The following is a 24114-nucleotide window of genomic DNA, read 5'->3' on the forward strand; positions in this document are numbered from 1 at the left end:
GCCGGAAATCCTGTGCTCACGACCAGTGCTGCTTGCCGGGCACCTCGTTTAGGAAAGACCATCATGCCAGATAGTGCCCAGCCGCAATTGCTTCACCTCGTCATCGGCGGCGAGTTGACCGATCTCGAACACACGACGTTCAAGGATCTCGATCAGGTCGAAATCGTCGGCGTGTACCCCAATTACGCTTCGGCTCATGCGGCCTGGAAGGCGAAAGCGCAGCAGACCGTGGACAATGCCCACATGCGCTATTTCGTGGTCCACCTCCACCGGCTGCTGGATCCGGGTCAAGAAACAAAGCCCTCCCGTTGAAAAGATTAGTTCGCGATTTGCTGCGCAGCAGCTGGGTTCAGCGCGCGCTGGGTTTCCTCGCGGCCGAATATCTGCGGCTGGTCTGGCTGACCAACCGGTTCAAATACGACCCGGTCGATGTCTATGAGCAGGTCGAGCCGGTCATGCCGGCGATCCTCGCGTTCTGGCATGGCCAGCACTTCATGACGCCGTTTATCAAGACCAAGGAGTCGTACCGGGCAAAGGTGCTGATCTCGCGGCATCGCGACGGCGAATTCAACGCGATCGCCGCGGAACGGCTCGGCATTCGCACGATCCGGGGCTCCGGCGATCATGGCGGGGCCTTTCACCGCAAGGGCGGCGTCGGCGCCTTCAGGGAGATGGTGCTGGCGCTGGAAGAAAACTGGAATGTGGCAACGACCGCCGACGTGCCGAAGCGCGCGCGGGTCGTGGGCCTCGGCCTGATCATGCTGGCGCGGGAGTCCGGACGGCCGATCCTGCCGTTTGCGATGGTCACCAGCCGGTTCATCCGGTTGAAGAATTGGGACAGTAGCACGATCAATTTGCCATTCGGACGCGGCGCCGTGGTAGGTATCGATGCCGTGTACGTGCCGCCTGACGCCGACGCCGAGACCATGGAAAAGCTGCGGCTGCAGGTGGAGACTTACCTGAACGAAGCGACCCGCCGCGCCTACGCAGCCGTCGGGCGTCCGGAGGCAGCGCTTGGCTAATTCGCTACCGATGACGTTGCGCGTCTACCGGAAACTGTCGTTCGCGATGGTGCCGCTGGCGCCTGCGCTGATCAAGCGGCGGCTCAAGCTCGGCAAGGAAGATCCGGCGCGGGTCGGAGAACGGCGCGGCATGAGCGACGACGTCCGGCCGCACGGACCGCTGGTCTGGATTCACGGCGCCAGCGTCGGCGAGGTGCTGGCCGCAGCCGCCCTGATCGAGAAGCTGCGGGCGCTGAATCTCCGCATCCTCCTGACCTCGGGCACGGTGACGTCGGCGGCAATCGTCGCCAAGCGGTTCCCTCCCGACGTCATCCATCAATATGTGCCCTACGACGCGCCGCGCTACGTCGCGCGGTTTCTCGACCACTGGCGCCCGTCGCTGGCGCTGTTCATCGAATCGGACCTGTGGCCGAATCTGATCCTGGCGAGCGCGGCGCGGCGGCTGCCGATGGTCTTGATCAACGGGCGGATGTCGCAGCGCTCGTTTCCGCGCTGGCGCCGGGTCTCGAACACGATTTCGGCGCTGCTCGGCCGGTTCGATGTCTGCCTGGCGCAGTCGCAACTCGATGCGGATCGCTTTTCGGCACTCGGCAGCCGCAACGTCGTGACCACCGGAAATCTGAAGCTGGATGTTCCGGCCCCGCCGGCCGATCCGGCAAAGCTCGAGCGGCTGATGGCGATGACACGCGGCCGCCCGATCGTGGTCGCCGCATCCACGCATCCCGGCGAGGAAGAGATTCTGGCGGAGACGCACAAGACGCTGGCCGGCTTCTTTCCGGGACTGTTGACCGTGATCGTGCCGCGCCATGCCGATCGCGGCGAGGCCGTCGCCCGCACTGTCGAGGCTTTGGGCCTGCACGCAAGCTTGCGTTCGCGCGAGCAATTGCCGACGGCGGCGACCGATATCTATGTCGCCGATACCATGGGCGAACTGGGCCTGTTCTACCGGCTGGCGCCGATCGTGTTCATGGGCGGATCGCTGATTGAACATGGCGGGCAAAATCCGATCGAGGCGGTCAAGCTCGGCGCGGCGATCGTTCATGGCCCGCATGTCTTCAATTTCACCGATGTCTACGAAGCGCTCGATGCGGCCGGCGGCGCGCGACGGGCCGATAGCCAGGAGGCGCTGGTGAAACAGCTCGGCCAGCTGCTGGCCGATCCCAAGGCGCGCGAAGCATCGCTGGCGGCCTCCGAGCGCGTGGTCGAACAGCTCGGCGGCGCGCTCGAACGCACGCTTGCGGCGCTCGAGCCCTATCTGTTGCAGCTGCGGCTCGAAATGGGAGCCGCGAATGCGTGAGCCGGGCTTCTGGCACGGCCCGCCTTCCTGGAAATCGCATCTATTGAGGCCGCTCGGCGCGCTCTATGGCGCCATCGCCGCCAAACGCCTGCAGCGCGATGGTCTCGATGCCGGCATTCCCGTGCTCTGCGTCGGCAATTATCATGTCGGCGGCGCCGGCAAGACGCCGACGGTGCTGGCGCTGGCCGGACTGCTGCGCGATCTCGGCGAGACGCCGGTCGTGCTCAGCCGCGGCTATGGCGGCAAATTGCGCGGCCCGGTCAGGGTCGATCCCGTCAGGCATGCGGCCGCCGACGTCGGCGACGAGCCGCTGATGATGGCTGCAGCGCTGCCGGTGGTGGTCTCGCGCGAGCGCGCCGACGGCGTCCCGCTGGCGCGCGCGCAAGGCGCGTCCGTGATCCTGATGGATGACGGTTTCCAGAATCCGTCGGTGGCCAAGGACGTCTCCCTGATCGTGATCGACAGCGACCGCGGCCTCGGCAACGGTCGCGTGCTTCCGGCCGGCCCCTTGCGCGCGCCGCTGCGGCCGCAATTGGCGCGCACCGATGCGCTGGTCATTGTCGGCCAGGGCGCCGCTGCCGAGGCGGTGGCGGCCGAACTCACGTCGCGCGGAAAGCCGGTGCTGCGCGCGCGTCTAAAACCCGATGACGCGTCGGTCGCGTCGCTTCGCGGCCAGCGCGTGCTGGCCTTTGCCGGCATCGGCGATCCCGCCCGCTTCTTCGCAACCTTGCGCGCCAGCGGGATCGAACTGGTCAGGCAGCGCGCCTTCGCCGATCACTATTCGTTTTCGCAAGGCGAGATCGAGGCGCTGATCGCGCAGGCCAAACGCGACGGGCTGACGCTGGTGACGACGGAAAAGGATTTTGCGCGGCTGCAGACAAATGGGGAAGTGCCCGGCTGGGCCCGCGCGATCGTGCCGTTCGCGGTGACGCTGGAATTCGACGACGCGGCGCTGTTGCGGAAGTTCGTGACGGAACGATTGTTCAAGGCGCGCGACAGGAAATTTCGCGATTAACAATCCTTGTCGTCCCGGCCCAGTGCGCAATTGCGCACAAGGAGCCGGGACCCATAACCACCGCTGTTAATAACTGAGAACAGCTGGCGCATCAGCTTGGCATAACCACGACGACCTGTGACTATGGGTCCCGGCTCCTTGTGCGCAATTGCGCACTGGGCCGGGACGACGAGTTCACGCCTTCAGCGCGCCGGGAAAATGCCGCTGCAGCACGGCAGAGGGAACAGCATAGGCTTCCTGCAAATCGACGCTCCAGTATTTCAGTTCGTCGAGCGGGATCCGCGCGTCGGTGATCGCGCAGCGCACATAGGTCCCTGGCGAGATCACGCGGAAATCGCCGTCCAGATATTGCACCTGCGCTTCGCCACTGCCCGAGGGACCGAATTTATTCAGCACCGTTGAATTCTCCGATAGGCCCGGCCCGTTCGGGAGGCCTTAAGTGTATTTTCGAGATTCGATCTATCATAAATAGGTCGTAGTGTCCGCCCCCGAAACCCACCTACTTGTGATGATTTTGTGCCCCTTTCGCATGATAGCCTTCGGCCCATGGTTCGCTGCGTTTCCAGCGCGATCAAGATCCGGCCAGACCCGATGCGCCCTCGGTCAGCAACCGCATTCCTGACGCATTTTGTCTTGGCCGTTGCCTCGACCTTGGCGCTGGCATTCGCCGCGGAGGCGGCGGCATTGCCCGCGCCGCATCAGGTCGACATCCCCGCGGCCAATCTGACCCTGCACGCCCAGCTCTACAAGCCGGACGGCGACGGGCCGTTTCCCACCGTGATCGCGCTGCATGGCTGCGGCGGATTGGGCGGACATTCCGAGCCGGTGCTGCCGCGCTACCGCGACTGGTCGGAACAATTGTTGAAGACCGGTCATGCGGTGCTGCTGCCGGACAGCTACGGCTCGCGCGAGCTCGGCCCGCAATGCCGGGTCAACGAGCGGCACGTGCGCGCACGCCGCGAGCGGGTCGCCGACATCACGGCGGCGCGGCAATGGCTGGCGCAGCAGCCCTGGGCCGCGCATGACCGCATCAGCCTGATCGGATGGGCGAACGGCGCCAGCGCCTTGCTGTGGGCGGTGCGGCCGCAGTCGTCGCGTGGCACCGCGCCGGAATTCCGGTCGGCGATCGCATTCTATCCGGACTGCCGCATTTCCTCCGGGCTCGGCTGGAGCGCGCGGGTGCCGACGCTGCTCCTGATCGGGGCCAAGGACGACGTCAGTTCGCCGTCGGCCTGCCGCCAGATGGTCGACGGCGCGCGCGGCCGCACCGCGCTGACGCGGATCGAAGTCTATCCCGGCGCCGCCCATGATTTCGACCGCGCCAATCTGCCGCTGCATGCGGTCGGCGGCAACGCCGACGCCGCGGTGCCGGAGCACGGCCATATCGGCACCGACGCCGAAGCGCGCGCCGATTCGCAAAAGCGTGTCGCCGAGTGGCTGGCGCGGTGATGTTGGCGAAATAGATCGTCATGCCCGGGCACAGCCGTCCGAAGGACGGCGTCGCTTCCGCGCGCCTATGCCCGGGCATCCGCGACTTGGCGGCGTCAAGAAACGAAGACGTGGATGGCCGGGACAAGCCCGGCCATGACGGTGAGAGGCCGCGCGCTTAAAACAGACTTCCCTGATCGACCGGCTTTGCGACGCGCTTGGGCGGGACGGCCGTCTTCGGCTCACGCGTGACAGCCTTCGGTTCGCTCGCCGGTGCTGCGGTCGCTGCCGGCCGGTCCGCATCCGCGGTCGCCGCGACGCGGCCGTCGGCGAATTCGATCGATAGATGCGCGTTCGGCCCGACCGCAGCCGCGGCGTGCACGGCGTGACCCTGTTCGTCGCGAACCAATGCAAAACCGCGCGCGAGCACGCCGCGATAGGAAAGCGCCGACAGCAATTGGCCGCTATGGGCGACGCGCGCCTCGAGCCGCTGCATGGCGGTCACCAGCGCGCGGCGGGCGCGCTCGGCCAGCCGTTGCGTGCGCTCGCGTTCCCGCGCGATTTTGGTCCGTTGCGCCTGCGCATTGGAGAGCTTCGAGGCTTTCAGCCTGATTTCCAGCCCGGCAAAGCGATCCCTGCGGTTGCGCAATAGCGCGCGGGTGGAAAGCCTCATCCGCTCGCCGGAGACGGTCAGGCGCTGCCTGGCTTGCGAGACCTGTCCGTGCAGCACGCGCAACGTCAGCCCCGCGCTGATCTGCGCGAAGCGGCGATGATGCGCATGCGTATTGGCCTTCAATCCGCGCGGCAGCGCAGAGCCCAGATGATCCAGCCGCTGCCGCGGGATCGCCAGCAACTCGCCGGCCGCCGGCAGCGCGCGCGCCGCGGCGCGCAGTTCGTTGCGGCGGCTCTCCTGGCCGCGCAGCCAGCACACCATCGTGCGCCGCGCCAGCGCGGCAACCTCGACGAACAATTCGCTGCGCACCGGGACGGCCATTTCGGCAGCCGCGGTCGGCGTCGGGGCGCGCTTGTCGGCGGCAAAATCGATCAGCGTGATGTCGGTCTCGTGCCCGACCGCCGAGATCAGCGGGATCATGCTGTCGGCGGCGGCGCGGACCACGATCTCCTCGTTGAACGACCACAGATCCTCCAGCGAGCCGCCGCCGCGCGCGACGATCAGCAAATCCGGCCGCGGGATCTTGCCGCCCGCCGGCAGCGCATTGAAGCCGCGGATCGCGGCCGCAACCTGTTCGGCCGAGCCTTCGCCCTGCACCTTGACCGGCCATACCAGCACGCGGCGCGGAAAGCGGTCTTCCAGCCGGTGCAGGATGTCGCGGATCACCGCACCGGTCGGCGAGGTGACGACGCCGATCACTTCCGGCAGCCAGGGCAGCAACTGCTTGCGCGCCTCGTCGAACAGGCCCTCGGCGGCAAGCTTCTTCTTGCGCTCTTCCATCAGCGCCATCAGCGCGCCGATCCCGGCCGGCTCGATCGCCTCGATCACGATCTGGTATTTCGACGAGCCCGGATAGGTCGTGAGCTTGCCGGTCGCGATGATCTCCAGCCCCTCCTGCGGCTTGAACCGCATCCGGGCATGCACGCCCTTCCAGATCACCGCCTCGATCTTGGCGCTCTCGTCCTTCAGCGCGAAATAGCAATGCCCGGAGGAGTGCGGCCCGCGGAAGCCGGAGATTTCGCCGCGCACGCGGACATGGCCGAAATTGTCCTCCACCGTCCGCTTCAGGGCGGAGGAGAGTTCCGAGACGGTGAATTCAGGCGCGTTGATCAGGTTTTCCGCTGGCGGCATCGGCAATCGATTCGGTCTTTCCGGGCTTTGGCGCAAGGTAGGGACTTTTCGCCGTCATCGCCAATGCGAGGGCTTGTCTGTCACCATACTCTATGATACAGAGTACTCTATATTCGGGTTACAGGTTGGTTGGGAGGGCTGACCCTTGTTCCACAATCTCACCTTCGCAGGCGCAATCCACGTCACCCTGGCGATGCTGTGCATCGCCGTTGGGCTGATCCAGTTCCTGCGCCCGAAGCGCGGCGCAGGCCATCGCGCGCGGGGCTACTTTTATGTCTACGCCATGCTGGTCGCTGACGGGACGGCGATGCTGGTCTATCGGTTCAGCGGCAGTTTCAACCTGTTCCATGTCGCCGCGATCATAAACTTCGCCTGCGTTGTGTCGGCGATCGTGCCGCTCCTGCGCAGCCCGCGGCCGGCGAACTGGAGACTGACCCACTATTCCTTGATCTCCTGGTCCTACGTGTCGCCGATATCAGCGGCCGCGACGGAAATCGCGGTGCGGCTGGCGCCGCCGATGACGCGCGGGCAGATCGGGATGGCGGCATTTGTCTTGTCGATTGTGGTGATGACGATCGCCTATGTTTTGATCGGGAAGCATCGCCCGCCAGCGGACGCGCCGTCAGCCTCCATCAAGCTGGTCGAGCAGGGCGGAGTCCCGTCATGATCGACAGCCAGCAGGCCAGCGCGGCGCTGAACGACATCAACGACGTCGTTCGGCGCGTCCGCCAATCGCAGATCTATCAGATATCCAGCATCATCATCACGATATGGGGCGTGCTGGTGTTTGCGGCTTACATCGCCAACTACACCTGGCCGCGCCAGGGCTACACGATCTGGACTGTCACCAATCTCCTCGGCCTCGCCGTCACCATCGCGATCGGCTTCGTCAGCAACCTTCGCCCCGGTGCCCGCGCCTTTCCGATCCGCTCGTTGATCACCTTCCTGCTGATCGGTGCATTCGGCGCCTTTTGCACGGTCATGCTCGGCCATTTCGGTCCGCGCCAGATGATCGTGTTCTGGGCCCTCTATGGCATGCTGTTTTATGCACTCGCCGGCCTGTGGTTCGGTTACGCATTCATCGTGATCGCGGTCTGCACGACCGCCTTGACGCTGATCGGCTACTACTACATCGGGCCGGCCTTCCTGTTGTGGATGGCGGTGGTCCACGGCGGCGGGCTTGTCCTCGGCGGCCTCTGGATGCGCCGGATTTGATGATGACTGAACTCGACGATATCATCCACCAGCCGCTGCGGCTGCGGATCATGGCGGCGCTCAACGCGCTGCCGGCGACCACGGGGCTTGAGTTCTCAAAACTGAAAAAGCTGACCGGCGCCACCGACGGTAATCTCGGCGCCCATATCGAGACGCTGGCCAAGGCCGGCTATGTCTCGGTCGAGAAGGCCTTTGTCGGCAAGAAGCCGCAGACCACGGTGACGGCCACCGCCGCCGGCCGCGGCGCCTTCGCTCGCCATGTCGCGATGCTGCAGGAGATTATCGCGGCCTCGGGGGGCGGCAAATAAAGGTCGTCATTCCGGGCCTGCGCCTTACGGCGCATCCCCGAATGACGGCAATCCCCCCTTGCAGGATGAGGGAGACTCGTGCGACCGACACGGTCTCGCACCCTTAATTGGCCACTCCTCATGAACATCCTTCTGCTCGGTTCCGGCGGCCGCGAACACGCTTTGGCGTGGAAGATTGCGGCGTCCCCGCTGCTGACGAAACTATGGTGCGCGCCGGGCAATGCCGGGATCGCCCGGGAAGCCGAATGCATTGCGCTCGATGTCGCCGATCATCCTGATGTGATCGATTTCTGCAAACGCAACGCGGTGGATCTGGTCGTGGTCGGTCCGGAGACGCCGCTCGCAGCCGGGATCGTCGACGACCTCACGAGCGCCGGGATCAAGGCGTTCGGACCGAGCAAACTCGCCGCCCAGCTCGAAGGCTCCAAGGGATTCACCAAGGACCTCTGCAGCGAATTCAACATTCCGACCGGCGCCTACCGGCGTTTCGGTAACGCTGCCGACGCGCTGGCCTATGTGCGCGCGCAGGGCGCGCCGATCGTCGTCAAGGCCGACGGCCTCGCCGCCGGCAAGGGTGTGGTGGTTGCCAAGACTTTGTCGGAGGCCGAAGCCGCCATCGCGATGATGTTCGAAGGCGGATTCGGCTCGGCCGGCGCCGAGGTCGTGATCGAGGAATTTTTATCGGGCTGCGAGATCAGCTTCTTTGCGCTGTGCGACGGCGAGACCGCGATCGCGCTGGCCACAGCGCAGGACCACAAGCGGGTGTTCGATCACGATCAGGGGCCGAACACCGGCGGCATGGGCGCCTACTCGCCGACCCCGTTCGTGACGCCCGAGATCCACGACCAGATCATGGCGCGGATCATCCTGCCGACGGTCGCCGGCATGAAGACGCGCGGCACGCCGTTCCGCGGCATACTCTATGCCGGCGTAATGCTGACGGCGCAGGGACCCAAACTGTTCGAATACAACGTCCGCTTCGGCGATCCCGAATGCCAGGTCTTGATGCTGCGGATGATGTCGGACATCGTGCCGGCGTTCCTCGCCTCCTGCGACGGCCAGTTGAAGAACTTCGACCTCCGCTGGTTTCCCGATCCGGCGCTGACGGTGGTGATGGCGGCCAAAGGCTATCCTGGCGATTACACCAAGGGCACGCGCATCGAGGGGCTCGATGACGCGGCTAAAATCGAGGGTGTCGAAATCTTCCACGCCGGCACGGTGGCAAAGGACGGCGCCATTCTCGCCAATGGCGGTCGCGTGCTGAACGTCTGCGCCTCCGGCAAGACCGTCAGCGAAGCGCAAACGCGCGCCTATCAGGCGGTCGATCGCATCAAATGGCCCGACGGTTTCTGCCGCCGCGACATCGCCTGGCAGGCGGTGGAGGCGGAGCGGGCGAAGGGGTGACACTACCTCCGTCGTCATTGCGAGGAGCGTAGCGACGAAGCAATCCATTCCTCGGCGTGGACCGCTATGGATTGCTTCGCGGAGCCTGTCATCGGGCGCGCATTCGCGCGACCCGGTGGCTCGCAATGACGTTGAGGCTTTGGGCGCGTTCTTCAAATCCAGCCCGACGGGCAAATCACCCAAAACCTGTCAAGCCCGCGCCAAGAAAATATTCCGCTTTCGCCGTCGGGCAAATCAGTGATTTGAATCCGCCCGTCTCACCCGACAAGAGGGGCGGCTCGCGATCGTCACGAACGTGCGGTGGGATGCGGTGGACGCGGATGTGCCTTTGACGAACGGCGCTGAAACGTACGGCGAAGTCGTGTGGTCCTGACGCCCCGACGCTGGCGTCAAGTTGTGTGGAGCGATCCGCATGGCGACGGTGGCAAGAAAGCCCGTTCACCGGGGAGAGCGCGTTATAAGCCGTAAAGCCATTGCGCAGGGAATGCCGGATTGCCTCCGCTGAACCTGTATGCTCGTGTGCGTTTTTTTGTGCATGTTTGCACACGAGACCGCGGGTGCAGCGTGCATCCGGCATTTCCTGCGCCCTCTGAGTTCCGAGGGCGGGACATTTCAGGAAAACCTCGCGCAAATCATGCGGCGAGATCGCGAAGGCATGTTTGATTGAGAGATCGGTGGCTTCATCCTTCGAGACGCCGCTTCGCGGCTCCTCAGGATGAGGTTCCAGACCCTCATGGTGAGGAGCGCGGCAACGCCGCGCGTCTCGAACCACGAGGACCCGATGTACCAACTAGAGCAAATCCCCACCGGCCGCACTCGCCGTGGTGCCGTGCTCGCGGAACGCCTTGATGACGTTCTTGCCGATCCGCCATTTGTGCACTTCGTCGGGACCGTCGACCAGCCGTTGCGCGCGGACCTGGGTGTACCATTTGGCGAGCGGCGTATCCTGGCTGAAGCCGAGCGCGCCGTGGAGCTGGATCGCGGTGTCGATCACCTTGTGCACCATGTGCGCATGGAAGATCTTTGCGATCGAGTTCTCCTGCCTGATGTCCATGCCCTTTTCCGCCTTGTAGGCGATATGCAGCAGCATCAGCCGGCCGATATAGAGCTCGCTGGCGCAATCGGCGAGCATGAACTGCACCGCCTGGCGGTCGGCGAGCAGCGTGCCGAAGGTCGAGCGTTTGGTCACATGCGCGGCCGCCATGTCGAGCGCGCGCTGGGCCTTGGCGACGTTGTGCATGCCATGGCGCAGCCGGCCATAGGCGAGGCGGTGCTGGCCCATGGCAAAGCCGTTGCCTTCGCCGCCGACGAGATTGTCGGCCGGCACCTTCAGATCCCTGATCTCGATCTCGGAGTGGCCGCCATGGATCACGTCGTCATGCGGTCCCTCGAGCGCCATGTTCGCGACATTGCGCTTGATCTTGTAGCCGGGGTTCGGCAGTTCGACGAGGAAGGTCGAATATTGCTTGTGCCGCGGCGCGTTCGGATCGGTCTTGGCCATCACCAGCGCCATGTCGGCGACGCTGGCGGAAGAGGAGAACCATTTCTCGCCGTTGAGGAGGTAATTCTCGTTGCCGTCCTTCACCGCGGTGGTCTGCATGCCCGTGGCGTCGGCGCCGGCGGCCTTTTCGGTCATCGAGAAGCAGATCCGTTTGTCGCCATTGAGCAGGGGTTTGAGGAATTTCTCCTTCTGATATTCCGTGCCATGGGCCAGGATCGTCATCATCGACGCGTCATCGGGGCCCTGCGTGTTCATCGACAGCGCGCCGAGCATGCTCTCGCCGAGCTCCATCTGCACCAGCGCGTTGGCCAGCGGGCCGAGGCCCATGCCGCCATATTCCTTCGGTACCCACGGGCACCACAGGCCCTGTGCGCGAGCCTTCTTCCGCAGCGGGCCCAGTACCTCGGCGAGCGGCTTGGTATCGAGTTCCTTTTCCGCGGGGATGCATTCGTCATGCACCCATTTGCGGACCTTTTCGCGGATCGCCTTGGCTTCGGCCGGAATCTCGAAATCGATCGACATGGCATTTCCTCGTTTCGGTTTGTTGTTGGTTGGGCCTGGCAATGGCATAAACCCGCGACATGCCAGCGGCAACGGCAAACAAAGTTTGAAGCAACAACAACTGTCGTCCCCCGCCACCGGGTCTCGCTTTCAGCGAGCCCGATGACAGGCTCCAGCGGGGTACCCAGTACGCTGCGGCCTCTCGGGTCGATCGCTGCTGTCGCTGGAATACTGGATCATCCGCTTTCGCGGATGATTTTATGAAAGTGTGTGACCATGCCCGATCTCGCCGATTTGTTTCCCGGCTTTGGCTCCGAATGGATCAACACCTCGGCGGGGCGCATCTTCGCGCGCGTCGGCGGCAAGGGGCCGCCGCTGATGCTGCTGCACGGATTTTCCCAAACCCATGTGCAGTGGCACCGCGTCGCTCCGCAGCTCGCCGACAAATTCACGCTGATTATCGCGGACCTGCCGGGTTATGGCTGGTCGGACATGCCCGACAGCGACAAGGAGCATTTGCCCTACACCAAGCGCGCAATGGCGAAGACGATGGTGGAGGCGATGGAGCAACTCGGCCACGTCCATTTCGCGCTCGCCGGCCACGACCGCGGCGGGCGCGTCTCGTACCGGCTGGCGCTCGATCATCCCGGGCGTCTCTCGAAGCTGGCGGTGCTCGATATCCTGCCGACCTATAATTACTGGGAGCGCATGAACCGGCTCTATGCGCTGAAGATCTATCACTGGACCTTTCTGGCGCAGCCATATCCGCTGCCGGAGACACTGATATCGGGCAATCCGGATTTCTTCCTCAAGCAGAAGATGGCGAGCCAGACCAAGTCGAAGACGCTTGCGGCAATCGATCCGCGCGCGCTCGAACATTATCTGGCGCCGTTCCGCGATCCCTCCCGCCTGCATGCGATGTGCGAGGATTATCGCGCCGGCGCCTATGCCGATTACGAGATCGACAAGGCCGATCACGACGCCGGCAAAAAAATCACGATCCCGATGCTGGCCCTGTGGGGCGACGCGGGCGTCGCCAGCGCCGCCGCCACGCCGCTCGATACCTGGAAGAACTGGGCGACCAACGTCACGGGATCGCCGGTCGATTCCGGACATTTTCTGACGGAGGAGAATCCGGAGGTAACGGCGAAATTGTTGAGGGAGTTTTTCCTGGCGGCGTAATTTTCCCGTCATTGCGAGGAGCGAAGCGACGAAGCAATCCATCTATCCGGTATGCCGCGAGATGGATTGCTTCGCTTCGCTCGCAATGACGAGATTAGGCCTACCTTCGCACCTTGAAAAACTCCTTCAGCAGCGTCGCCGCCTCGGTTTCGCCGACGGCGGAATAGACCTCGGGGACATGATGACAGGTCGGAGAGGCAAAGAACCGCACGCCGGAATCGACCGCGCCGCCCTTGGGATCGGCGGCGCCATAGTACAATCGCCGGATCCGCGCGAACGAGATCGCGGCGGCGCACATCGTGCACGGCTCCAGCGTGACATAGAGGTCGCAATCGACCAGCCGCTCGGTGCCGATCGTCTCCGCGGCCTGCCGGATCGCCAAAATCTCGGCATGCGCGGTCGGATCGCGGTCGGTCAGGGTCCGGTTGCCGGCGGTGGCGATGACCTCGTACCCCCTGACAATCACGCATCCGATCGGAACTTCGCCCGCTTTTCCGGTGTTTTCGGCGGTTTTCAGGGCCAAATCCATGAAAGAAGGGGCGGTCATGCCTCGTATCATCGGAAGAAACCTGCTATGAGGTGCGCCTTCAGCAAAAGTGGATACCGGTTTTGCGTGAGAATGCGCCTTGAGCCAAGTGCGCGCGCGTTATCGCTATGACAGCCCATCCACGTCAGCCTGATCGCCATTTCATTCGTTTACGAGAGACATTCATGCCCCGCGATAATGATAAAGACAACGATTCCCGCGGCCGGCGTGACCGCCCGTCCGGCGGCAAGGGCCGCTCCGGCGCCGCGCGCGGGCCGGAGAAGAAATTCGCCAAGCGCGGCTTTGCCGGCAAATCCGACGGCGCCAAACCCTTCGGCAAGAAGCCCTATGCCGGCGGCGGCAAGCCTTACGCGGGCAATCGCGACGATCGTCCGCCGCGCCGGGATTTTGGCGACGCGCCGCGGCCGCCGCGATTCAATCGCGACGACCGTCCCGCTGGCGATCGTCCCGATCGTGGACCGCGGAAGGAATTTCGGCCGCGCGACGACCGCGACGGCGAGAAGCGCTCGTTCAAACCGCGCGAAGACCGTGGCGGCGACAAGCGCCCGTACACGCCGCGTGGCGACCGTCCGAACTTCAATCGTGGCGATCGCGACGACGCCCGCCCGGCTGCGCGATCGTCCGACCGAAAATTCGGCGACAAAAAGCCCTATACGCCGCGGGAACGCGATGGCGAAAAGCGGCCCTATACCCCGCGTGGCGAAGGTTTTCGCAAAGACGGCGACCGGCCGCGCGGCGATCGTCCGTACGGTCCGCGGCCGTCGCGTGACGGCGATCGCCCCGAGCGCAAATTTGGCGACGACAAGAAATTTTCCCGCGGCGCGCCGGACCGTGGTCCGCGCAAGGACTTTGGCAGCCGCCCGGATGGTGGCCGGAATCGCGACGCGGGGGATCGCGGAGATTCCAAACCGTGGCAGAAGCGCGAGGATCGTGGCGAACGCGATTCCCGTCCGCCGCGTGACGGTGCGCGGAATTTCGACAAGCCGCGTTTTGACAAACCTCGCTACGACAAGCCGCGCGAGGATCGCCCCTCCGGCGACCGCCCGTTTCGTGAGCGTCCGAAATTCGACCGTCCCCGCGAGGACCGTCCCAAATTCGACCGCCCGCGTCAGCGCCCCGAGGGCCGCACCGACTGGCAGGAACATCCGCGCAGCGAGGCCGGTGAGGATCGGCCGCGCCGCGAGAACGAGGACGACAGCAGGATTTTTGCAAAACGTCCGGCGTTCGGCGGCCGTGGCGCCTATCGCGAGCGCACGACTGAATTCGAAAAGCGCGGGCCGCGGCCGCCGCGCGAAAAAAAATCCGGCGAGCGTATCGCAAAAGTGGTGTCGCGCGCAGGGCTGGCCTCGCGCCGCGACGCCGAGGAATGGATCACGCAGGGCCGCGTCACCGTCAACGGCCGCGTCATCAATTCGCCGGCGCTCGACGTCACCGCCAACGATGTCATCACCGTCGACGGCAAGCCGTTGCCGCCGCGCGAGCGCACGCGGCTGTGGATGTTTCACAAGCCGCGCGGCCTGATGACCACGCACGCCGACCCGGAAGGGCGGCCGACGGTGTTCGACAATCTGCCGGAAGGCCTGCCGCGGCTGATCTCGATCGGCCGGCTCGATTTCAACACCGAAGGGCTGCTGCTGCTGACCAACGATGGCGGGCTGGCGCGCGCGCTCGAACTGCCCGACACCGGCTGGCTGCGGCGTTATCGCGTCCGCGCCCATGGCGAGGTGACGCAGGCGCAGCTCGATGAATTGAAAAAGGGCGTCGAGGTCGACGGCGTCAAATACGGCTCGATCGACGCGACCCTGGAGCGCGACCAGGGCGCCAATGTCTGGCTGGTGTTCGCGATCCGCGAAGGCAAGAACCGCGAAGTCCGCAACGTGATGGCGCATCTCGGCCTCGAGGTGAACCGGCTGATCCGGGTGTCCTATGGTCCGTTCCAGCTTGGCGAACTCGCCGAGGGCCAGGTCGAGGAGGTCAAGACCCGGGTGCTGCGCGAGCAACTCGGTGAAAAGATCGCAACCCTTGCAGGCGCCGACTTCAATCGGCCGATGCCGGGCGAAGCCAAGGACGAGCCCGCCGACGATGCGGGCCCGCGCGGCAAAAAACCGTTCAAGCCGTTGGGCAAGAGCGCACTGATCGCCGACCGCAAAGGCCGCCGCGTGCTGGTACAGCGCACCGGCAGCGACGAAGCCCGCGCCCGCAACGAGGAAGAGGCCAATGGCTACGGCCCTCCGCGCCGCCCGCAGCGCGGCTATCACGGCAAGCGCGACCTGAAGCCGCGGGACGAGTGAGCCTCGATGGTTGGGACGATCTCGCCAGCCCCCAATACGCCGTCATGGCCGGGCTTGACCCGGCCATCCACGTCTTGCTTGGGTCGATGGATTAAGAACGTGGATGCCCGGGTCAAGCCCGGGCATGACGAGCAATTCTAATGCGCGTCGTCGGTGGACGATTGAAGGGCCGTAACCTCGCGTCACCGTCGTCGCGCGAGATCCGCCCGACCGCGGATCGCTTGCGCGAGTCGGTCTTCAATATCCTCGTCCACGCCTATGACGATCCGATCGAAGACGCGCGCGTGCTCGACCTGTTCGCCGGCACCGGCGCGCTCGGCATCGAGGCGGTGTCGCGCGGCGCCAAATTCACGCTGTTCGTCGATAATGGCGCCGAGGCTAGGGCGCTGTTGCGCAACAATGTCGAGGCGCTCGGCCTTGGTGGCGTCACGAAAGTCTACCGCCGCGATGCCACCGACCTCGGCCCGGCGCATCCGGTCGAGCCGTTCTCGCTGGTGTTTCTGGATCCGCCCTACGCCAAAGGCCTGGCAGACAAGGCGCTAGCCTCGCTGCGCGACGGCGGCTGGCTGACGCCGGGCGCGCTGCTCGTGGTCGAGGAGGCGAAAGCGGCGGCATTCGCTGCGCCCCAGGGTTTCGAGGAACTGGAGCGGCGGGCCTACGACGATACGGAGTTCGTGTTTCTAAGAGCGGGATAATGCGGCGGTGCTACCTTCGCCCGAACAATTTCTCGATATCCGACAGCTTCAGTTCGACATAGGTCGGGCGGCCGTGATTGCACTGGCCGGAATTCGGCGTGTCTTCCATTTCGCGGAGCAGCGCGTTCATCTCTTCCGGCTTGAGGCGGCGGCCGGCGCGCACCGAGCCGTGGCAGGCCATGGTGGCGGCGACATGCATCAGCCGGCGCTCCAGCGGAAGCGCCTCGTCCCATTCCACCATATGCTCGGCGAGGTCGCGCAGCAGGCCGCTCGCATTGGCCTTGCCGAGCAGCGACGGCGTCTCGCGCACCGCGACAGCGCCGGGGCCGAAGGATTCGATCGCAAGCCCGAAGGAACAGAGTTCCTCGGCCCGTTCCAGCAGCTTCTCCACCGTCGCCTCGTCAAGCTCGACGATCTCCGGGATCAGCAGGATCTGCCGCTGCACGCCGTTCTTCGAAAGCGACGCCTTCAGCCGTTCATAGACGATACGCTCATGGGCGGCGTGCTGGTCCACCACGATCAAGCCGTCGCGGGTCTGCGACACGATATAGGTCTCGTGGATCTGCGTTCGCGCCGCGCCCAGCGGACGGTCGAGCAGATCGGCCGATGGCGCTTCCTGGAAACGCACGTCGGCGGTCGGCGTGCCGACGTCGAACGCGGCCTGGCCCGGCTCGGCAAAGGCGGTTGCCGCCGAGGCGCCGAAACCAGGCATCGGCGTCACCGGATAGGCCGGCGAGCGCTGCCAGTCCCAATTGGCCGGGCGTGGCGTCAGCGACGGACGGAATGCGGAGATGGCCGCGCCGTCGGTATTGGCGGCGGTGCGCCTGCCTTCGCGGGCGAGCCCGTCCTTCAGCGCGTGCACGATCAGCGCGCGCACGAGCCCGGCGTTGCGGAACCGGACTTCGGTCTTGGCCGGATGCACATTGGCATCGACTTCCTGCGGCGGCAGCGTCACGAACAGCGCCACCACAGGATGGCGGTCGCGCGGCAGGTAATCGGAATAGGCCGCGCGCACCGCGCCGAGAATGAGCTTGTCGCGCACCGGGCGGCCGTTGACGAACAGATACTGGCCGAGCGCGTTGGCGCGCGTGAGCGAGGGCGCGGCGGCAAAGCCTTCGACCACGACGCCTTCACGCTCGCTGTGCACTTCGATCGCGCTGGAACGAAAGTCGCTTCCCAGGATATCGCCAAGCCGGGTCAGCCGGCCTGCGGCGCTGGGCAGGGCCGCAGCCCAGGTCACCGGCGCGCGCTCCTCGCCGGCCAGCGTGAAGGCGATATCAGGCCGCGCCATGGCGAGGCGCCGCACCACTTCGCGGATCGCCTCGGCCTCGGTGCGGTCGGTCTTCAAAAATTTCAGCCGCGCCGGCGTGGCATAAAAGAGATCGCTGACCTCGACGCGGGTACCCTGGCCAAGGGCCGCCGGCATGATCTGCGATTTCGCGCCGCCTTCGACCGACAGCGACCAGGCATGGGGTTCACTGGCGTGGCGCGTGGTGATGCCGAGTTTGGCGACGGCGCCGATCGAGGGCAGGGCCTCGCCGCGGAACCCGAGCGTGCGGATCCGCAACAAATCCTCGTCATCGAGTTTGGAGGTGGCGTGGCGATCGACCGCCAGCGCCAGATCGCCATGGGTCATGCCGCTGCCGTCATCGGTGATGCCGATCCGCCGCCGGCCGCCGCCATCGGTGAAAATGTCGATCCTGCTGGCGCCGGCGTCGATGGCGTTTTCAACGAGTTCCTTGACCACGCTCGCAGGACGTTCGACCACCTCGCCGGCGGCGATGCGGTTGACAACCTGTTCGGGGAGCTGGCGGACGGGCATGGGGTCTCGGTCGCGATTCGAAGCGTGGTGCGTATTCTAGGCGGGTACGACGGCAAATGCATGGGCGGCAAGCGGAATTCGTTCCCCGCTGGGGATGAAGGCGAACTATCGCCTTGAAGATGCTGATGTTCGAGATTGATTCAGGTGTTCCCTGCCCGGGATTGTGAGGTCGCAGGCACGGGTATATCGTTTAGAAAAATTATAATCCGACGGGAGGAACGCCATGTGCCATCTGTTCGCGCACCAGCCTCAGCGGGACTATGAATCGCAGACCCGATCGCTGCGGATCGGCGGGCACTGCACCTCGATCCGGCTGGAAATGTCGTTCTGGGACACGCTGGAGGAAATCGCCGCGAAGGAGGGCATGAGCCTCGCCAAGTTCCTCACCACGCTGCACAACGAAGTCCTCGACCACCATGGCGAGGTCAATAATTTCGCGTCGTTGCTGCGCTGCTCATGCCTGATCTATCGCTCCAGAAACGCCGTCGCCGTCCCGGAATTTCACCGCAATGAAGCGGCCATTCTCGACGCCGCCGAATAGAATTTGCTCACGTCCAAAAGGAAGCGGCCCTGTCCCGTTCCGGACAGAGCCGCTTTGGTTTAACGAACCTAGATCTCCTTGCGCTGCATCGCGCCGGCGATGTGGTCCGCCTGGCGGATCGCGAGCGATACGATCGTCAGCGTCGGGTTGCAGGCGGCACCGCTGGTGAACTGGCTGCCGTCAGACACGAACAGGTTCTTGACGTCGTGGGTCTGGCCGAACTTGTTCACCACGCCGTCCCTCGGTTTCTCGCTCATCCGGTTGGTGCCCATGTTGTGGGTGCTGGGATAGGGCGGCGTCGGATAGGTCACGGTGGCGCCGACGGCCTCGTAGACGGCGGAGCCGTGCTTGTAGGCGTGATCGCGCATCGCGAGGTCGTTGGGGTGGTCGTCGAAATGCACGCTCGCGACCGGCATGCCGAACTTGTCCTTCGCCTTCGGGTCGAGCGTGATGCGGTTGGTTTCCTGCGGCATGTCCTCGCCGACCAGCCACATGCCCGCCATCCGCGGATAGGCTTCCATCGCGCTCGAAAACGATCGTCCCCACGCGCCCGGATTGAGGAACGCGGCCATGAAGGGTATGCCGAGCGACAGCGTCTCCATCTCATAGCCGCCGACAAAGCCGCGTTTGGGGTCGTTCGCCGCCTCGTCGTGGATGATGCCGGCCATGGTGGTGCCGCGATACATATGGACCGATTTTTCGAACACGGCATACACGCTGCCGGTCATGTGCCGCATGTAGTTGCGGCCGACCTGACCGGAGGAATTGGCAAGGCCGTCCGGGAACAGGTTCGAAGCGCTGTTGAGCAACAGGCGCGGGCTTTCGATCGAGTTGCCGGCAACCGCCACCACGCGCGCCTTTTGGCGCTGCATGGCGCCGGACCCGTCGGCATAAACCACGCCGGTCACCTTGCCGGATGCATCATGCTCGATCTTGATCGCCATGCTGTTGGGGCGCACTTCGAGATTCCCGGTGGCTTCGCCCTTGGGAATTTCGGTGTAGAGCGTCGACCATTTCGCACCGGATTTGCAACCCTGGAAGCAGAAGCCGATCTGCTGGCAGGATCCGCGGCCGTCGCGCGGCTCGCTGTTGATCGCCATGCGGCCGGTATGGACTTCCTTGTAACCGAGCTTCCTGGCGCCTGCTTCCATCACCTTGAAATTATTGTTGCCGGGCAGGCCGGGAATGCCGTTGGTCCTCGTCACTCCCATCTTGTCTTCGGCCTTGGCGTACCACGGTTCCATTTCGGCGAGCGTGATCGGCCAGTCCAGCAGATTGGCGCCGGGCATGCCGCCATAGGTCGTCTTGATCTTGAATTCGTGTTCGTCGAAGCGCAGCGACGCGCCGGCCCAGTGGGTCGTCGAGCCGCCGACCGCCTTGACGATCCAGGCCGGAACGTTGGGGAAGTCCTTGGCCACGCGCCAGTTCCCCGATGTGGTGCGCATGTCGGACCAGGCGAGCTGGCTAAAACTCTCCCATTCGTCGTTGACGAAGTCCTGGTTCTCGATGCGCGCGCCGGCTTCAAGGATCACGACCTTGACGCCCTTTTGCGCGAGCTCATTGCCCAATGTGCCGCCGCCCGCGCCCGAGCCCACGATCACGACCACGCTGCTGTCATTCAGATCGAATTTTGCCATTTTGTTTCCTCCTCACCGTCAGTTGCGCGGGATCAAGCCTTCGGGAGCCAGTCGATATCGGCGAAGCCGCGATTGATGTAGCCGCCATGTTCGGCCGACGAGCCCTCGTAACCGAACTTCGGCCAAACCTCTTTCTGGTTGTAGAGGGAGACGACGAGGTCGCCGCGGATCTGCTGGAAGAAGGCTGTCTGCTCGATGCGCTGCAGCAGCGCCACGCGATCGTTCTCCCATGGCACCTGGGCATAGGGGACATTGTGGCGATCGTTTGCCTCCTGGTCGAGCCGGGCCACGCCGTCGTTGATCAGCGACTTCACCGCGGGATCTTTCGCCGCCTTGCCGTCCCACGGCTTGACCGCGGTGATGTAGTAGCTGTCGCCGAGGAAGTCGTGCGGATAGATATCGCGCGCCATCTTCACCAGCGTCTTCAGCGTCGCCGGCGTGAGCGTGGTCGCATCGTCAGCCCAGGCGTCGGTGATCCCCAGGCCCGCGCTTGTTGCGATGGCAACTGCGGGCACTGTCGTGGCTGCGCCTTGGAGAAAGACGCGGCGATTATATTTGCTTCGACGATCGACTTCTCTCATGGGTTGTCCTCCGTTGAATGCTTGTTGATTGCAATTAGCCAAAGCGGCCGCCGCGCTGGATCACTTCGATTTTGTAACCGTCGGGGTCGGCGACGAAGAAGAAGCGCGCCAGCGTCTTGCCGTCATGCTTGAAGTCGCGCAGCGGTCCGGGCGACAGCTTTTCCTGCTCGAATCTTGCGTGTTCGGCGTCGATGTCATCGACGACGACGGCGAGGTGGCCATAGCCGTCGCCTAGCGAATAGCTTTCCTTGCGATCGAAATTGACTGTCAGTTCGACCTCGAAGGGCGAGGAGGGATGTCGCAGATAGATTAATGCGAAATCCGGAAATTTGAGGTGGTCGGCGACTTTGAGCCCGAAGGCGCGCGTGTAGAAATCCAGCGATTTCGCCTCGTCGAGCACGCGGATCATCGAGTGAACCGGTTTTGCCATTCAGTTCAGCTCCTTGAGATAGGCGATGACGGCGGCGCGGGTCTCGGGCTTCGCCTGGCGATAGGCCATGACGGCGCCGGGAATCATCTGCTGCGGATTGGTCAGCCAGGCGTCGAGCCTGGCCTCATCCCAGGCGAAGTCGGCCTTTGCGAAGCCGGCGGAGTAGTGAAAGCCGTCCATCCTGCCGGCCGGCCTGCCGACGATCTTGAATAGCGACGGACCTTGCCGGACCGGGTCGGAGAGGTTCGCGGTGTGGCAGGTTGCGCATTGCTGCTTGAACAGCGTCGCCCCATCGGGCGGCTTGGCCGCCGGCAGCGGCATTTGCGCGCCGGCAACCTGCACGACGAACAACGCGCCGCAGAATCCCAGCCCGATTGCCCGTGTCGCGCGCAGCCTTGTCATGTGCATCACCGTTTGCGTGCACAGACTTTAGGTCGCGGCAGACAAGCGGTGGTAGTAGCGGGCTGTTTCACCGCAGAACAAAAGCGGTCATGACTTCAGCCAACCCGCTTGGGCCAAACCGGTTCCCGAACTCGGCGGGATGGCCGTTTTGCAAAAAATCTGACGACTCGCGAACCGAGACGGCGTTCGGGCGGCTCTATGGGGGGAGAACGTGTTCAGTTCTCTCGCTCAGTCACGAGGAGTTGCTATGTTTTATCGCAAGAATTTGTCAGGTTGGGAGCGTGCCGCGCGGGTTGTCGGGGGTGCGGCGATGATTGCGGGCGGGCTCCTTGCCTGCTCTGGAGTGGTTACCGCCTTGACCGGATTTGTCGGATTCTGCCCGATGTGCGCCATGGTCGGCAGAAGGCTTTCCTCGTCATGACGGCATTGGCGCGAACCGGACGCTGCCCCCCAGGGCTGATCGACGCCGCGCGGTGCGGGGACGAAAAAGCCCTGTTGTCGCTGATAGCGGCGGCGCAGCCCGACGTCCGGCGCTATGCCGCGCGCAATTGCCGGGTGGCCGATATCGACGATGCGGTCCAGGAAACGCTGCTGCTGTTGTATCGGCGTATCGGAACGCTGCGGGCGGTGACTTCGTTTTCGGCGTGGCTGTTCGCGGTCGCAAGGCGGGCCTGCCACCGCCTGCTGCGCATGTCGATCGGAATCCCCGACGATCCACTTGATGCGGGGGAAGCCCGCCTGGCGCATTTGCGCCCCGAGGACATTCGGATCGATCTCAGCCGCGCCATCCAGTCGCTGCCCGAGCATTATCGCGAAGTCATTCTGCTTCGCGATATCGAGGAAATGACGATCGATGAGATCGCGGCCGTCCTCGGCCTGACCCGCGAGAGCGCCAAGGCCCGCCTTCACCGCGCGCGGATCATGATCCGCGAATATCTGATCCGCGACTGACGTCCATCCATTTGGAGTAGAAAATCATGTTTGCGAGCAACACGCTCTTCGAGCACAGTTTGCGTGGCTTTGTTGGAATTGGGGCGCTTTGGTATGCCGTCACAATCGCCGCGATCCATCCATGGGGTTCGCTGGCGCTCGGCGCCCTTGCGCTGCTGGCGTTTCGCGGCTGTCCGATGTGCTGGACGGTCGGTCTGGTCGAAACCGCAAGCCAGCGCCGGCGTCGCCGGTAGCTTCTCAATTGTCGCCGTAGCTCCGAATTTATTCCGGAGTTGGCCGGCCGCCGTCGGCGTCGATGTGTCAAAAGGTATTTTCGCGGAATTTTTGTGAATGATGTCGTGTCAGGTGCCGGACCGCCGCATATGCGGTCGGTCCGTGGCCAAGGTTTCGCGAAATCACCCCGAAATTTCTGCACGATGACCACACGACGCGGCTTGCATGGCGAGTGCGCCGTTCGCGACACGATCTATTCCGGGCGATGAGCAGGTCAGGTGCAGGCGGACGGCGCTGCGAATTGCCGGACTGTTCATCCCCATCAAACTTGGGAGAAGTGAATGAAGTTAGTGAAGACCTCAGCGGTCGCGCTTGCCATCTCGGCCATGCTCGCCGGACCCGTGCTGGCGCAAGGTGCGTCGTCCGACACCCGTATCCGCGGCGGCGCACAGGGCAAGACCAATATGCAGGGCGGAGCGACCAACATGCAGGGCGGAGCGTCAGGTAGCGGCGACGAGGAATTCGATGCGCAGGCGCAGACAGGTGCCGCCGGAGAAAAGGCCGGCGTCGGTGCCAAGACCGGCGCGAAAGGTACGGTAGGTGCCGGTAGCGGAGCGCCAAGGGGTACCGGTGGTGCAGCCTCCGATCCCGCGACCGGAATCAAGCGCAACTAGAGCGCCGCGCCCTTCGACGGGCTCTTTTTCGAAGCGGGAAACTCCGGTCGCGCGTCGGCCGGAGTTTCTTTTCCGCCACAAGGAAGGCCCGTCCGCCCGTCGGATTTCTTGTCAATCGTCGAATTGCCCCGAGCCGCGCTTGGCCTTGACGTCGCTGCGGCGTTTTTTGCCTTCGAGACGGCGCTGCTTCGATCCGAAGGTCGGTTTGGTGGCCCGCCGCGGTATCGGCCTCACCATGGCCTCGCGCAGCAGTTCGAGCAGGCGGTCGATGGCGTCGGCGCGGTTGCGCTCCTGGGTGCGGAAGCGCTGGGCGTGGATCACGATCACGCCGTCCTTGGTCATGCGCTGGCCGGCGAGCCGGTTGAGCCGCAGCGCGGCGTCCTCGGGAAGCGTGATCTTGCGGGTGTCAAAACGCAGTTGGGCTGCGGTCGAGAGCTTGTTGACGTTCTGCCCGCCCGGCCCGGAGGCGCGGACGAAGCCGATCTCGATGTCGTTCTCGTCGATCGTAAGGTCGCGGGCAACCCGCAGCATGGCGTTCACCAAAAATCGTCATGCCCGGGCAGAAGCGCGAAGCGCGTCTTCGCGCCAGGCGTTCCGGGCATCCACGTCTTAATCGGTGTACGTCAAAAAGAAAACGTGGATGGCCGGCATAG

The 24114-nt window shown here is 64.4% G+C and carries 27 protein-coding genes; 17 read left to right on the forward strand and 10 right to left on the reverse strand.

Features of this window, described 5'->3' with window-relative positions; translation table 11 throughout:
* The first annotated feature begins 63 nt into the window (after positions 1-63).
* Genes V1289_RS31535 through lpxK form a run of 4 tightly spaced genes read left to right on the forward strand, consistent with a single transcriptional unit; the run spans position 64 to position 3334 of the window.
* The gene (locus V1289_RS31535) at positions 64-312 is read left to right on the forward strand and encodes a DUF4170 domain-containing protein (protein WP_334401812.1); all 249 of its coding nucleotides are present in this window, start codon (positions 64-66) and stop codon (positions 310-312) included.
* The gene (locus V1289_RS31540; protein ID WP_334401814.1) at positions 309-1022 is read left to right on the forward strand and encodes a lysophospholipid acyltransferase family protein; all 714 of its coding nucleotides are present in this window, start codon (positions 309-311) and stop codon (positions 1020-1022) included. The genes V1289_RS31535 and V1289_RS31540 overlap by 4 nt, the downstream gene beginning before the upstream one ends.
* Positions 1023-1032: 10 nt before the next feature.
* Positions 1033-2319: a 3-deoxy-D-manno-octulosonic acid transferase gene (locus tag V1289_RS31545; protein WP_334407750.1), complete on the forward strand. Its 1287-nt coding sequence runs from the start codon at positions 1033-1035 to the stop codon at positions 2317-2319.
* Positions 2312-3334 carry a tetraacyldisaccharide 4'-kinase gene (gene lpxK, locus V1289_RS31550; RefSeq protein WP_334401816.1) on the forward strand — a complete coding sequence of 341 codons (1023 nt, stop codon included), beginning with the start codon at positions 2312-2314 and terminating at the stop codon, positions 3332-3334. Before V1289_RS31545 ends, lpxK begins: the two co-directional genes overlap by 8 nt.
* 174 nt (positions 3335-3508) lie before the next feature.
* Here lpxK and V1289_RS31555 read toward each other — a convergent pair whose 3' ends face one another.
* Positions 3509-3730 carry a DUF2093 domain-containing protein gene (locus V1289_RS31555; protein WP_334401818.1) on the reverse strand — a complete coding sequence of 74 codons (222 nt, stop codon included), beginning with the start codon at positions 3728-3730 and terminating at the stop codon, positions 3509-3511.
* 195 nt (positions 3731-3925) lie between these two features.
* Between V1289_RS31555 and V1289_RS31560 the strand changes: the two genes are divergently transcribed.
* Positions 3926-4783: a dienelactone hydrolase family protein gene (locus V1289_RS31560; RefSeq protein ID WP_334401820.1), complete on the forward strand. Its 858-nt coding sequence runs from the start codon at positions 3926-3928 to the stop codon at positions 4781-4783.
* Between the two features lie 157 nt (positions 4784-4940).
* On the opposite strand, the gene xseA is transcribed toward V1289_RS31560, so the two are convergent.
* Positions 4941-6566, reverse strand: coding sequence for an exodeoxyribonuclease VII large subunit (gene xseA, locus V1289_RS31565; RefSeq protein WP_334401822.1), 1626 nt, complete (start codon positions 6564-6566; stop codon positions 4941-4943).
* 145 nt (positions 6567-6711) lie between these two features.
* Between xseA and V1289_RS31570 the strand changes: the two genes are divergently transcribed.
* The 4 genes from V1289_RS31570 to purD all read left to right on the forward strand — a co-directional run bounded on the left by V1289_RS31570 (position 6712) and on the right by purD (position 9493).
* Positions 6712-7233 carry a DUF2306 domain-containing protein gene (locus V1289_RS31570; protein ID WP_334401824.1) on the forward strand — a complete coding sequence of 174 codons (522 nt, stop codon included), beginning with the start codon at positions 6712-6714 and terminating at the stop codon, positions 7231-7233.
* Positions 7230-7781, forward strand: coding sequence for a hypothetical protein (locus tag V1289_RS31575; protein WP_334401826.1), 552 nt, complete (start codon positions 7230-7232; stop codon positions 7779-7781). Before V1289_RS31570 ends, V1289_RS31575 begins: the two co-directional genes overlap by 4 nt.
* Positions 7782-7783: 2 nt before the next feature.
* On the forward strand, positions 7784-8089 hold the full coding sequence (locus V1289_RS31580) for a winged helix-turn-helix domain-containing protein (RefSeq protein WP_334401828.1): 306 nt from the start codon (positions 7784-7786) through the stop codon (positions 8087-8089).
* 120 nt (positions 8090-8209) lie between these two features.
* Entirely contained in the window at positions 8210-9493 is a 1284-nt protein-coding gene (purD, locus tag V1289_RS31585; RefSeq protein WP_334401830.1) for a phosphoribosylamine--glycine ligase, read from the forward strand.
* Between the two features lie 790 nt (positions 9494-10283).
* On the opposite strand, the gene V1289_RS31590 is transcribed toward purD, so the two are convergent.
* Complete coding sequence (locus V1289_RS31590; RefSeq protein WP_334401832.1) at positions 10284-11516, reverse strand: acyl-CoA dehydrogenase family protein; 1233 nt, start codon at positions 11514-11516, stop codon at positions 10284-10286.
* A gap of 255 nt (positions 11517-11771) precedes the next feature.
* Here V1289_RS31590 and V1289_RS31595 point away from each other — a divergent pair, with 255 nt between their 5' ends.
* Positions 11772-12677, forward strand: a complete 906-nt coding sequence (locus V1289_RS31595; protein ID WP_334407752.1) for an alpha/beta fold hydrolase — start codon at positions 11772-11774, stop codon at positions 12675-12677.
* A 100-nt stretch (positions 12678-12777) separates the two neighbouring features.
* On the opposite strand, the gene V1289_RS31600 is transcribed toward V1289_RS31595, so the two are convergent.
* Positions 12778-13236: a nucleoside deaminase gene (locus V1289_RS31600; protein ID WP_334401834.1), complete on the reverse strand. Its 459-nt coding sequence runs from the start codon at positions 13234-13236 to the stop codon at positions 12778-12780.
* A gap of 152 nt (positions 13237-13388) precedes the next feature.
* Between V1289_RS31600 and V1289_RS31605 the strand changes: the two genes are divergently transcribed.
* Positions 13389-15515 (forward strand): pseudouridine synthase, encoded by a 2127-nt coding sequence (locus V1289_RS31605; RefSeq protein ID WP_334401836.1) that lies wholly within the window; start codon positions 13389-13391, stop codon positions 15513-15515.
* Positions 15516-15655: 140 nt separating this feature from the next.
* Positions 15656-16210 carry a 16S rRNA (guanine(966)-N(2))-methyltransferase RsmD gene (gene rsmD, locus V1289_RS31610; RefSeq protein ID WP_334401838.1) on the forward strand — a complete coding sequence of 185 codons (555 nt, stop codon included), beginning with the start codon at positions 15656-15658 and terminating at the stop codon, positions 16208-16210.
* A 10-nt stretch (positions 16211-16220) separates the two neighbouring features.
* On the opposite strand, the gene mutL is transcribed toward rsmD, so the two are convergent.
* Entirely contained in the window at positions 16221-18032 is a 1812-nt protein-coding gene (gene mutL / locus V1289_RS31615; RefSeq protein ID WP_334401840.1) for a DNA mismatch repair endonuclease MutL, read from the reverse strand.
* A 223-nt stretch (positions 18033-18255) separates the two neighbouring features.
* Between mutL and V1289_RS31620 the strand changes: the two genes are divergently transcribed.
* The gene (locus V1289_RS31620) at positions 18256-18573 is read left to right on the forward strand and encodes a ribbon-helix-helix domain-containing protein (RefSeq protein ID WP_334401842.1); all 318 of its coding nucleotides are present in this window, start codon (positions 18256-18258) and stop codon (positions 18571-18573) included.
* 68 nt (positions 18574-18641) lie between these two features.
* On the opposite strand, the gene V1289_RS31625 is transcribed toward V1289_RS31620, so the two are convergent.
* From V1289_RS31625 to V1289_RS31640, 4 genes are read right to left on the reverse strand one after another with little or no spacing between them, the layout of a single operon-like run.
* Positions 18642-20210: a GMC family oxidoreductase gene (locus tag V1289_RS31625; protein WP_334401844.1), complete on the reverse strand. Its 1569-nt coding sequence runs from the start codon at positions 20208-20210 to the stop codon at positions 18642-18644.
* Between the two features lie 32 nt (positions 20211-20242).
* Positions 20243-20791: a gluconate 2-dehydrogenase subunit 3 family protein gene (locus V1289_RS31630; protein WP_334401846.1), complete on the reverse strand. Its 549-nt coding sequence runs from the start codon at positions 20789-20791 to the stop codon at positions 20243-20245.
* Positions 20792-20825: 34 nt separating this feature from the next.
* On the reverse strand, positions 20826-21221 hold the full coding sequence (locus V1289_RS31635; RefSeq protein WP_334401848.1) for a VOC family protein: 396 nt from the start codon (positions 21219-21221) through the stop codon (positions 20826-20828).
* Positions 21222-21542: a c-type cytochrome gene (locus V1289_RS31640; protein ID WP_334407753.1), complete on the reverse strand. Its 321-nt coding sequence runs from the start codon at positions 21540-21542 to the stop codon at positions 21222-21224. It lies immediately after the preceding gene.
* Positions 21543-21870: 328 nt separating this feature from the next.
* Here V1289_RS31640 and V1289_RS31645 point away from each other — a divergent pair, with 328 nt between their 5' ends.
* The 4 genes from V1289_RS31645 (at position 21871) to V1289_RS31660 (ending at position 23461) form a co-directional block, all read left to right on the forward strand.
* A complete protein-coding gene (locus V1289_RS31645) occupies positions 21871-22044 on the forward strand; it encodes a YgaP family membrane protein (protein ID WP_334401850.1) in 174 nt (57 codons plus the stop codon).
* On the forward strand, positions 22041-22574 hold the full coding sequence (locus V1289_RS31650; RefSeq protein ID WP_334401852.1) for an RNA polymerase sigma factor: 534 nt from the start codon (positions 22041-22043) through the stop codon (positions 22572-22574). The genes V1289_RS31645 and V1289_RS31650 overlap by 4 nt, the downstream gene beginning before the upstream one ends.
* A 26-nt stretch (positions 22575-22600) precedes the next feature.
* Positions 22601-22807, forward strand: coding sequence for a hypothetical protein (locus V1289_RS31655; protein ID WP_334401854.1), 207 nt, complete (start codon positions 22601-22603; stop codon positions 22805-22807).
* 321 nt (positions 22808-23128) lie between these two features.
* On the forward strand, positions 23129-23461 hold the full coding sequence (locus V1289_RS31660; protein WP_334401856.1) for a hypothetical protein: 333 nt from the start codon (positions 23129-23131) through the stop codon (positions 23459-23461).
* A 111-nt stretch (positions 23462-23572) separates the two neighbouring features.
* Here V1289_RS31660 and arfB read toward each other — a convergent pair whose 3' ends face one another.
* Positions 23573-23992 (reverse strand): alternative ribosome rescue aminoacyl-tRNA hydrolase ArfB, encoded by a 420-nt coding sequence (gene arfB / locus V1289_RS31665; protein WP_334401858.1) that lies wholly within the window; start codon positions 23990-23992, stop codon positions 23573-23575.
* Positions 23993-24114: the final 122 nt, after the last annotated feature.

It is taken from the genome of Bradyrhizobium sp. AZCC 2289, assembly GCF_036924615.1.
Classification (GTDB): domain Bacteria; phylum Pseudomonadota; class Alphaproteobacteria; order Rhizobiales; family Xanthobacteraceae; genus Bradyrhizobium.

Bases quoted from the DNA above. Each gene is read 5' to 3' on its own strand.
- V1289_RS31595 (WP_334407752.1), top strand. From the start codon at position 11,772: ATGCCCGATCTCGCCGATTTGTTTCCCGGCTTTGGCTCCGAATGGATC.
- V1289_RS31630 (WP_334401846.1), bottom strand. From the start codon at position 20,791: ATGAGAGAAGTCGATCGTCGAAGCAAATATAATCGCCGCGTCTTTCTC.
- V1289_RS31650 (WP_334401852.1), top strand. From the start codon at position 22,041: ATGACGGCATTGGCGCGAACCGGACGCTGCCCCCCAGGGCTGATCGAC.
- V1289_RS31605 (WP_334401836.1), top strand. From the start codon at position 13,389: ATGCCCCGCGATAATGATAAAGACAACGATTCCCGCGGCCGGCGTGAC.
- V1289_RS31535 (WP_334401812.1), top strand. From the start codon at position 64: ATGCCAGATAGTGCCCAGCCGCAATTGCTTCACCTCGTCATCGGCGGC.
- V1289_RS31640 (WP_334407753.1), bottom strand. From the start codon at position 21,542: ATGCCGCTGCCGGCGGCCAAGCCGCCCGATGGGGCGACGCTGTTCAAG.
- V1289_RS31590 (WP_334401832.1), bottom strand. From the start codon at position 11,516: ATGTCGATCGATTTCGAGATTCCGGCCGAAGCCAAGGCGATCCGCGAA.
- V1289_RS31620 (WP_334401842.1), top strand. From the start codon at position 18,256: ATGTGCCATCTGTTCGCGCACCAGCCTCAGCGGGACTATGAATCGCAG.
- rsmD (WP_334401838.1), top strand. From the start codon at position 15,656: ATGCGCGTCGTCGGTGGACGATTGAAGGGCCGTAACCTCGCGTCACCG.
- lpxK (WP_334401816.1), top strand. From the start codon at position 2,312: ATGCGTGAGCCGGGCTTCTGGCACGGCCCGCCTTCCTGGAAATCGCAT.
- V1289_RS31545 (WP_334407750.1), top strand. From the start codon at position 1,033: ATGACGTTGCGCGTCTACCGGAAACTGTCGTTCGCGATGGTGCCGCTG.
- V1289_RS31660 (WP_334401856.1), top strand. From the start codon at position 23,129: ATGAAGTTAGTGAAGACCTCAGCGGTCGCGCTTGCCATCTCGGCCATG.
- arfB (WP_334401858.1), bottom strand. From the start codon at position 23,992: ATGCTGCGGGTTGCCCGCGACCTTACGATCGACGAGAACGACATCGAG.
- xseA (WP_334401822.1), bottom strand. From the start codon at position 6,566: ATGCCGCCAGCGGAAAACCTGATCAACGCGCCTGAATTCACCGTCTCG.
- V1289_RS31655 (WP_334401854.1), top strand. From the start codon at position 22,601: ATGTTTGCGAGCAACACGCTCTTCGAGCACAGTTTGCGTGGCTTTGTT.
- V1289_RS31580 (WP_334401828.1), top strand. From the start codon at position 7,784: ATGACTGAACTCGACGATATCATCCACCAGCCGCTGCGGCTGCGGATC.
- V1289_RS31575 (WP_334401826.1), top strand. From the start codon at position 7,230: ATGATCGACAGCCAGCAGGCCAGCGCGGCGCTGAACGACATCAACGAC.
- purD (WP_334401830.1), top strand. From the start codon at position 8,210: ATGAACATCCTTCTGCTCGGTTCCGGCGGCCGCGAACACGCTTTGGCG.
- V1289_RS31635 (WP_334401848.1), bottom strand. From the start codon at position 21,221: ATGGCAAAACCGGTTCACTCGATGATCCGCGTGCTCGACGAGGCGAAA.
- V1289_RS31560 (WP_334401820.1), top strand. From the start codon at position 3,926: ATGCGCCCTCGGTCAGCAACCGCATTCCTGACGCATTTTGTCTTGGCC.
- mutL (WP_334401840.1), bottom strand. From the start codon at position 18,032: ATGCCCGTCCGCCAGCTCCCCGAACAGGTTGTCAACCGCATCGCCGCC.
- V1289_RS31625 (WP_334401844.1), bottom strand. From the start codon at position 20,210: ATGGCAAAATTCGATCTGAATGACAGCAGCGTGGTCGTGATCGTGGGC.
- V1289_RS31645 (WP_334401850.1), top strand. From the start codon at position 21,871: ATGTTTTATCGCAAGAATTTGTCAGGTTGGGAGCGTGCCGCGCGGGTT.
- V1289_RS31600 (WP_334401834.1), bottom strand. From the start codon at position 13,236: ATGATACGAGGCATGACCGCCCCTTCTTTCATGGATTTGGCCCTGAAA.